We start from the raw sequence: 8,803 nt of genomic DNA, 5'->3' as shown, positions 1-8,803 counted from the left end.
GAGGAGTACTGCCATCGTGGTCACCGCTTCCACCGCTCCAGCTCTCACTGCCTCCATCGATCGGCGATGAGCAGCGTCGTTGCGCTTCAGAACGGCAAGGTAGAAGAACGCATCCGCAAAAACCCGCTTCATGGCTCCGGTCTCTTGGGAGCCCCGTGTGCGCAGTGGTCGTGCTCGGCGGCCAGATCCTTCGGTCCCTCGACCGTGCCCGCAAACGCTCCCAGCCACGCGAGCGAATTCCCCACGGACTCGCCCTCAAGCTCGACGCGTACCATCGTCCCATCCGGCAGATGAACCCCGGGCGGCAGCCTGATGGTGTCCTTCTCGACGATCGCAACGATGCTCACGCGAGACAGGATACCGGCCGCCCGTTTCCAGGCAACGCGCCTTCTGCCTTCTGCTTCTCATGGTCGCTATCCCATCACGATCCGCAAGGTCCCGGGAAGACGCAGTTCACCGACCGCTTACGAACTAGACCCTGGGTCCGCAATGGACTCATGGAGCTTGTGCTTCCCAGCGAGGTCGAAGCCCGTCTTTCTCCGTAGTCTGTGGCGCTACACTTGGCGAACGGTCTTTTCGTGAGCGAGGAAGCCACCCTCGGGCAGGCATCCGCAGCCGGGGATCCCTTTGAACTCCCGCCCCAACAGTCGCGTCAGGACCCCGGCACCGCGGGAAGGATCGATCTTGAAGACCACGAAGCGAGGGTCTGTTCGAGTGGAGTGTTCCGGGCTTCGAGTTGGCGTACCTGCTCCGCCATCAGAGCGTTGCACTCGCGCCGCGCGAGTTTCTCCGCTTCGCGATCTCCGCAGCGTCTCCTCCAGCCAAGGCGAACCATCGCTCAGGGTCGCGTGAGGAATTGCCGGAAATCCTCCCGCAATGGTGACACGAGGGGGCAGGTGACGTCCGTTGTTCCCGCAGATGGTCAACCCATCCAATGCGCGCCGTCCCTCGCGAATCGGTTCCCCGTGAACGGTTACGTTGTGTCAGCCAGTTGCTGACGCCGCGCTTTCCGTGTGGTTAATGTGCGGGCGTGCACCCCGCGATCTCCCACTCGGACCGGCAATTCTCCTGGACCCGTCGCGACTTCCTCCGCGCCTCCACGGCGGCCGTCGCCCCTCTCCTCCTAGGAACCGCCCCCGCCCTCGCCCAGCGCCACCCGCCCCCGGGCGCCGAGGAGCTGACCCATTACCAGCTCGGGCCCCAGATCTGGCTCCGCTGGAACAACGCTCCCCTCACCAGTTACCGCGCCCAGCCCCGCCAGAAATACCCCTACTTCTATCCCCTCGTCGGCCCCGTCTCCGGCCTCTCCCTGACGTCCGAAACCGCCCTCCCCTGGCCCCATCACCGCTCCATGTACTTCTCCTGCGACCGCCTCAACGGTGGCAATTACTGGCAGGAGGATCTCGATCGCGGCCAGATCGTCTCCGCCGGCCCCCGCGTCGTCGAAAGCACAAAGACCTCCGCCGTCATCGAGGATCGCTGCGACTGGGCCGTGCCCGGCCAGGAAGTCCAGATGACCGACCGCCGCCGCTTCTCCCTCTCGGTGACCAGTCCGTCCCATCGCCTCATCGACGCCGAAATCGAGTGGACCGCGGTCAAGGATGTCACCGTCCTCCGCACCAACCACGCCCTCTACTCCATCCGCGCCGCCATCGACATCTCTCCCTGGGGCGGCGGCCATCTCGTCTCCAGCGAGGGCGGCGTGGGCGAACCCGAGACCTTCGGCAAACCCGCCCGCTGGTGCGCCTTCTACGGCCGGCGCACCCAGGCCAAGGGCGAACCGGTCGAGGGCATCGCCCTCATGGATCACCCCTCCAACCCCTGGGCCCCCTGCCCCTGGTTCACCCGCGACTACGGCATGATCTCCCCCATGCCCTTCAACTGGATCGAGCAACCCTGGCGCCTGCCCGCCGGCCAGTCCGTCCACCTCAAATACCGCACCGTCCTCTTCGCCGGCACTCCCGACGAGGCCGGCATCGACGGCCTCTACCGCTCCTGGACCGGCGCATGAGCACCATCGCCGTCCTCGGCACCCTCGACACCAAGGGCGCCGAACACGCCTACGTCGCCGACCTCATCCGCACCCGAGGCCATGAGGTGCTGATCCTCGACGTCGGCACCCTCGCCCCACCCACCCTCACCCCCCACATCCCCCGCGAAACGATCGCCGCCGCCGCCCAGGCCGACCCCGCCCAGCTCGCCGCCCGCCGCGATCGTGGCGAAGCCGTCACCGCCATGTCCCGTGGCGCGCCCATCGTGGTCGCCCAACTCGCCGCCGAAGGCCGCATCCACGGCATCCTCTCCCTCGGCGGCGGCGGGGGCACCGCCATCGCCACCGCCGCCATGCGCGCCCTGCCCATTGGCTTTCCCAAGGTGATGGTCTCCACCCTCGTCAGCGGCAACGTCGCCCCCTACGTCGGCGCCAAGGACATCGTCCTCATCCCCGCCGTCGTCGATGTCGCCGGCCTCAACCGCATCTCCCGCCTCCTCCTCGCCCGCGCCGCCGGCGCCATCTGCGGCATGGTCGAATCCAACCCACCCCCTGTCGCCACCGACAAACCCGTCATCGTCGCCACCCAGTTCGGCAACACCACCCCCTGCATCGACCGCGCCCGGCAACGCCTCGAACAGGCAGGCTACGAAGTCGTCGTCTGCGCCGCCACCGGCTCCGGCGGGCGCACCTTCGAATCCCTCATCGAATCCGGCATGGTCGCTGCCGCCCTCGACCTCACCACCACCGAGTGGGCCGACGAACTCGTCGGCGGCGTCCTCAATGCCGGCCCCACCCGACTCGAAGCCGCCGGCCGTGCCGGCATTCCCGCCGTCGTCTCCACCGGCTGCCTCGACATGGTCAACTTCGGCCCCCCGGAAACCGTCCCCGACCGGTTCCGCGGACGCCTCTTCTACCCGCACAATCCCCAGGTCACCCTGATGCGCACCACCCCGGACGAGAACACCGCCCTGGGCCGCATCCTTGCCGAAAAACTCAACGCCTACCGCGGCCCGGTCACCGTCGTCCTGCCCCTCCGCGGCGGCAGTCTCATCGGCGCCCCCGGCGGACCCTTCCACGATCCCGAAGCCGACCGCGCCCTCTACGGCACCCTCAAAACCCATCTCGATCCCCGCATCGCCGTCCGCGAACTCGACTGCGCCATCAACGATCCCCTCTTTGCCGACACCTGCGCCGATCTCCTCCTCGCCGCCCTTCCCCAGTCTCCCTGAACCACTCTTTCCATCCCTTCATCGGGCGCAGCGCCGCGCCCGCTAAACCCCACCCCTTCGCCCGGACTCGCGGCTCTGTTCCCTCGCATTCATGCCCCCACCCACCTGATCCCCGCACGCGCCCCCCGCCGTGCTCCCCAACCATGCACCCCACCCGTCCCACCCCTCCCGCCATCGCCTCTCTCTCCACCGCGCTCGTTCTCCTCCTCGCCGTCCTCCCGCGCGCCACCCTCGCTCAACCCCGCCCCGCCGGTGCCTCCATCTTCGAAGCCCAACGCATCCTCTTCCTCGGTGACAGCATCACCTACGGCGGCGACTACGTGGACCTCGTCGAGACGCTCGTCCGCCTCCACGAACCCGATACCCGCGCCCGATTCTTCAACCTCGGTCTCCCCAGCGAAACCGTCTCCGGCCTCTCCGAACCCGGCCACGCCGGCGGCGCCTTTCCGCGCCCCGACCTCCACGAACGCCTCGGCCGCATCCTCGAACGCCTGAAACCCGACCTCATCGTCGCCTGCTACGGGATGAACGACGGCATCTATCATCCCCACGACGACTCCCGCCTCGCCCGGTTCCAGGACGGCATCCGTCGCCTCCGCCAGGCCGCCACGGACGCCGGTGCCAGGGTCCTTCACCTCACCCCGCCCGTCTTCGATCCCGTCCCGATCCGCTCCCGAACCCTCCCCGCCGGCCTTGATGCCTACCCCCAGCCCTACGAAGGCTACAACGCCGTCCTCGACCGCTTCGCCCAATGGCTCCTCGCCCAACGCACCGCAGGCTGGGATGTCGTCGATGTTCACGGCCCCATGCAGCGCTTCCTCGATGCACGACGCCGTGAGGACCCCGCCTTCCGCCTCGCCGACGACGGCGTCCATGCCGGCCCCGTCGGTCACTGGCTCATCGCCCGCGAGATTCTCCGCCGCCTCGGCCTCCCGGATCGCGTGGTCCTGGCCGACGATCCCGAAACCGCCCTCGCCGTTCATCCCCGCGCCGAAGAAGTGCTCAACCGTGTCCGCCAGCGCCAGCGCCTCCTCAAGGACACCTGGCTCACCCACACCGGACACCTGCGTCCCGGCATGAACCCCGGCCGTCCCCTCGAGGAGATTCAACCCGAGGTCGCCGCCATCGAGGCCGAATTGCCAACCCTCGCTCAGAACCCGTTCCCCGGCCGCCGCTCCGTCTGGAATGACTTCGACCGCTACGACTTCCTCTGGGAAGGCCGCCCCGTGGTGGTGGTCGCCCCCCACCGGGAACGGCCCGGCCGCCCCTGGATCTGGCACGGTGAGTTCTTCGGCCACCGGCCCGACCCCGACCTCGCCCTGCTCGGCCGCGGTTTTCATGTCGTGCACCTCGGCATCCCCGACATGCTCGGCAGCCCCGCCGCCGTTGCCCTCTGGAACGGCCTCTACCTCGAACTCACCACCCGCCACCAGTTCGGCCTACGGCCCGCCCTCGTCGGACTCAGCCGCGGCGGCCTCTACTGCTACAACTGGGCCATCGCCAACCCCACCCGCGTCGCCTGCCTCTACGGCGATGCCCCCGTCTGCGACTTCCGAAGCTGGCCGGGCGGCCACGGCGACGGCGAAGGCAGCCCGCGCGACTGGCAACTCGTCCTCGAACGTTATGGCTTCGCCACCGAAGACGAAGCCCTCTCCTACCGCGGCAACCCCGTGGACAACCTCGCTCCCCTCGCCGCCCGCAAAGTCCCCCTGCTTCACGTCTTCGGCGATGCCGATGAAATCGTCCCCTGGCGCGAGAACACCGGTGTCGTCGCCGAACGCTACCGTCAGCTCGGCGGCCCCATCACCCTCATCCCCAAACCCGGCGTCGGCCATCATCCCCACGGCCTCGAAGATTCCACCCCCATCGTCGAGTTCCTCTGGCGCCATGCCGCCCACCAACCTTCCTCCGAGAACGAACCCCTCCCCGACCCTTCGGCCGCCCCCGCCGATCCCGGTCCCCTCGATGCCTCAGGCCGCCCCCTGATCCGCAAGCTCGGCACCCTCGACCTCGACCTCGTCGAAACCACCCCGGTCGTCTTTCAGGACCGGCTCTGGCGCTTCGAATGGGTGCGCCACGACTACTGGGCCAACGACAGAGCCACCAACCATTTCCGGTTCGTGGATCGCGCCACCGGCAAACCCACGCCCCCCTTCGCCGACGGCTACGAGTTCGGCAGCGCCTTCGTCGATCACGGCACGGTGTTCGTCAGCGGTACCATCGGCCGCAGCGGCATCGACCTCTTCGTCTCCACCAACCTCCTCGACTGGGAAATCCGTCCCGTCCTGCCCGCGGGTCGCTACGGCGTCTTCAATACCTCCCTCTGTCGCACCGCCGACGACTACGTCCTCATGTTCGAAATCGACCGCCCCCCCGAGGAAACCGGTGCCGCCTTCACCGCCCGCTTCCTTCGGTCCCCCGACCTCCGCACCTGGACCCTCACCCCCCCCGAATGCCACTACGCCCGCGACCGGTACACCGCGCCCCACGCCCTTCGCTGGCTCGACGGCTGGTTCTACAACTTCTATCTCGAAGCCCATCGCGGCTACGAAATGCGCGTCGTCCGTTCCCGCGATCTCATCGATTGGCATCCCAGCCCCCTCAACCCCGTCCTCCGCGCCAGCCCCACCGATCGCGTCGCCAACAACCCCCGCCTCACCGTCCCCCAACGCCAGCGCCTTGCCTCGGCCGTCAATCGCAACAACTCCGACCTCGATTTCACCCACTGGCAGGGCCGCCTCGTCATCACCTACTCCTGGGGCAACCAGCTCGGCGTCGAACACCTCGCCGAAGCCTTCTACGACGGCACGCTCACCCAGTTCCTCCGCGGCTGGTTCCCCGAGTGACGAGCTCGGCTGCGCCCCCGCCGCCTTGAGGCCATTCAGGCTACGACATCGTCGCCATCAGTCCTACTGCACCGCTGTAAATGCTCTCGGCCTCGACGGGATCCGTTTCAAAGAGCGCTCTGAAACTTCGGGCGCAGTTGAGATGACGCAGTTTCGGGTTCAGGAACCCTTCCACCGTTGCCTTCGCCTTCGCCTTCTCCGCCGCCGTTCCCGTCGTCGTCTGTCGCAGCAGCGGAAACAGACCCATGATGACGATCGCCCGGTCGCGGTAGAGACCCTTTCGCTGCTCCGCCTCGTCCAGCATGAAGAAGGCGATGGTCACCAGGGCGCGATGCCGGGCATGACCGGTCTGCGCGACGGCTTGCGGCGATGCGCCGTGAAACGTGATCAGCGTTTCCGGGTCCGCATCCAGGCTCCCGATGGGGAAGATCAGGTAGGGTTTTTCTGCGCCCATTGCGGCCGGGTCGTCCGCATCCAGATCGTAAACCCCGGCAATGGGAAAGTAGTCCTTCTTCAACGTCGAGTTGCATGGCTTGCACGCCGCCGAATAGTTGAACAGGTGATAGGGTAAGAGATGATACCCCTTTTTCCGAACAGGAGCGGGCGTGAAAGGGATGCCCATGCCCTTGAGTTTCACGGGCGCCTTCCATGCCTTGACGTTTCCCTTGGGCCTGAAGTGTTCGACGTCCTGTTCGACCCTTCCAAGCTCGGGCGATTCCATTTCGCGCTCGCAATAGGCGCACTTGCCCATGCCCTGCAGCCGCATGTAAACAGGCTTCACCTCGCTCCAGATGGAGCTTTCTTCCCTGTAATAACCCTGCCGCCGGAACTGGTCGGTCCTGGCCGCGGCGCGTGCGAGCCAGCCTGGTGACTCGGCCTCGACCATCTGCTCCAACCGGGCCCTTGTGACCTTGTAGCGGATCATGCAAGGTCCTCCATGCCCTTGCTCATCTCCTCGAGAATTCTCTTGGCGGCACGGGTGTCGCCTTCGCGCGCCTTCAAGCTGAGTTCCTTGAGCGTCCGCCTTTTTCCAGGAGCGCGGGTTGACTCCATCCCAAAGAATTCGGTCAGCAATACCTGGTCCGCATCCAGGCCGTGAACCGCCCACTCGATCCGCCTCGCCGTGCTGGACTGCTTCAAGCCGGGCGTCATCGCGATGATGTTCATCCACTCCAGCGAACCGACGATCAGCGGACTGTGCGACGTGACGATGAACTGAAGGTTGGGAAGTTCCCTGGCCAATGTCCCAAGCACCGTCATCTGCCACTTGGGATGCAGGTGCAGGTCGATCTCGTCCACCATGACGATCCCCTTGTTCTCCCGCAGCATCTTGCCGCTCGGGGCGGTGGCGCATACGTGATAAAGCAAGTCGCCAATCCACCCGAGGAACGCCCGGTAGCCATCCGACAGAGCCGGGAACGGGACTTTCAGTCCGCCCCGATCGAAGACGTATTCCCCTTCCTCCATCTCGCCGGCAAACCGAAAGTGACCCTTACCCATCAACCTGCTGATCAGACCGACAACCTGTTTGTAACGGCCCGGATTGGTGTGCCGAAGCTGAGGCAGCCAGCTCGTCAACGGAAGCAGCGAGTAGGCTTCCTCAAAGAGACTCTGCACGCGCTGCGCCCGCACGAAGGAGTTCGCCCGGCGCGCACCGAAATCCACCTGTTCCTTGCGTTCGACACGCCTGGTCGCGCCATACCCCACAAAGAAAAAGGCCCACGATTCCCGGCTGTAGATCGGACTCCATCGCCCTTCCTCTTCGGGATGGGACCACTGAAACTCCTCCAGGTCGCCTCTGCGGATGACGCTCACCCGGCTCTCCATGGCCTTGTGCCCATGCGGACCATCCTGTTCATGCGGCGTGAAGTGCGCACCGATGGTCGCCTCCGGCGCAGATTCGGCCAGCTTCCCTCCCTTGCCAGTCCCGCTGCCCGGTTCGCGTCGCACCAGCCGGTTTGCATAGATTCCCGAACTCCGCACCGCCGGGCCGAGCGCCGCCAGGGCAATGGCTTTGAGCAAGGTCGTCTTCCCAAGCCCGTTGTTGCCGAGCAGCAGATTCACGTTGGGCAGCATCGGCTTGGGAAAATCCAGGTCGCGCCCGGACGTTGGCTCCGGCTTGACGGCGTCTCGATATCTCTGGTCCGGGTGGCAGAACGCGATCCGGCTCTTCCGGAAGGTCCGGAAGTTCTCGATTTCAATGTCGTCGATATACATGCGCGTGCTGAGACCCATCGTTCTCCGCCCGCGATGATGATGGGTTCACCCCCCGCTTTCCATGTCTTCGTCGCGCCCGTCATGGGTCTCGATGACGATGGCTCTGGCGGGGCCCATTCTCAGGCTCCTGTTCCGCCCGGATGTCGGCCGGCGGCGGGCAGTCCGATCCGCGGGAGCGGGAAAGGCAGCGGGCCGTTTCCTGGACATCGAGCGGCGACGCTACTCTCCCATGAGCCGGTATAACCGGTGGGGCACACCCCGGGGTCCAACCATTCATGGACGCCGGAACCGCCCGGGACGCCCGACAGCCTGGCGCGGAAGAGTCGGGCATGGCGGGCTTGAAGGGCCAGGAGGGAGGACCTCGCGTTCTCGACGACGTTCAGTCCGTACATGAGGGGCCGCACTGGGTCTGCCACCCATGTCCGGATCTGCCGCCCTTCCTGCGGCACGACCTGCCCGATGCCTTCGAACGAAAGGAGGGTCGGGAACGTCGCCGTGAGGGCCACGAGCGAAGGCGG

Annotated in this window: 5 protein-coding genes and 1 pseudogene; 3 read left to right on the top strand and 3 right to left on the bottom strand. The window is 66.4% G+C overall.

Annotated features, from left to right (window positions below):
- Positions 1 to 128: 128 nt before the first annotated feature.
- Entirely contained in the window at positions 129 to 347 is a 219-nt protein-coding gene (locus KF833_22380; protein ID MBX3748064.1) for a hypothetical protein, read from the bottom strand.
- A gap of 683 nt (positions 348 to 1,030) precedes the next feature.
- Between KF833_22380 and KF833_22375 the strand changes: the two genes are divergently transcribed.
- The 3 genes and pseudogenes from KF833_22375 to KF833_22365 all read left to right on the top strand — a co-directional run bounded on the left by KF833_22375 (position 1,031) and on the right by KF833_22365 (position 4,361).
- Positions 1,031 to 2,011 carry a PmoA family protein gene (locus KF833_22375; protein MBX3748063.1) on the top strand — a complete coding sequence of 327 codons (981 nt, stop codon included), beginning with the start codon at positions 1,031 to 1,033 and terminating at the stop codon, positions 2,009 to 2,011.
- A complete protein-coding gene (locus tag KF833_22370; GenBank protein MBX3748062.1) occupies positions 2,008 to 3,222 on the top strand; it encodes a Tm-1-like ATP-binding domain-containing protein in 1,215 nt (404 codons plus the stop codon). The genes KF833_22375 and KF833_22370 overlap by 4 nt, the downstream gene beginning before the upstream one ends.
- Before the next feature lie 143 nt (positions 3,223 to 3,365).
- A pseudogene (locus KF833_22365) lies at positions 3,366 to 4,361 on the top strand (SGNH/GDSL hydrolase family protein).
- A 1,747-nt stretch (positions 4,362 to 6,108) separates the two neighbouring features.
- Here KF833_22365 and KF833_22360 read toward each other — a convergent pair.
- Both KF833_22360 and KF833_22355 read right to left on the bottom strand, forming a co-directional pair.
- Positions 6,109 to 6,993 (bottom strand): hypothetical protein, encoded by an 885-nt coding sequence (locus KF833_22360; protein MBX3748061.1) that lies wholly within the window; start codon positions 6,991 to 6,993, stop codon positions 6,109 to 6,111.
- Positions 6,990 to 8,132, bottom strand: coding sequence for an AAA family ATPase (locus KF833_22355; protein ID MBX3748060.1), 1,143 nt, complete (start codon positions 8,130 to 8,132; stop codon positions 6,990 to 6,992). The genes KF833_22360 and KF833_22355 overlap by 4 nt, the downstream gene beginning before the upstream one ends.
- Positions 8,133 to 8,803 lie beyond the last annotated feature (671 nt).

This window comes from Verrucomicrobiia bacterium, assembly GCA_019634625.1.
GTDB lineage: Bacteria > Verrucomicrobiota > Verrucomicrobiia > Limisphaerales > CAIMTB01 > CAIMTB01.
This window is presented reverse-complemented; position numbering and strand designations above follow the sequence as displayed.

Coding starts and splice junctions, on each gene's coding strand:
- KF833_22370 (MBX3748062.1), top strand. CDS start 2,008: ATGAGCACCATCGCCGTCCTCGGCACCCTCGACACCAAGGGCGCCGAA.
- KF833_22360 (MBX3748061.1), bottom strand. CDS start 6,993: ATGATCCGCTACAAGGTCACAAGGGCCCGGTTGGAGCAGATGGTCGAG.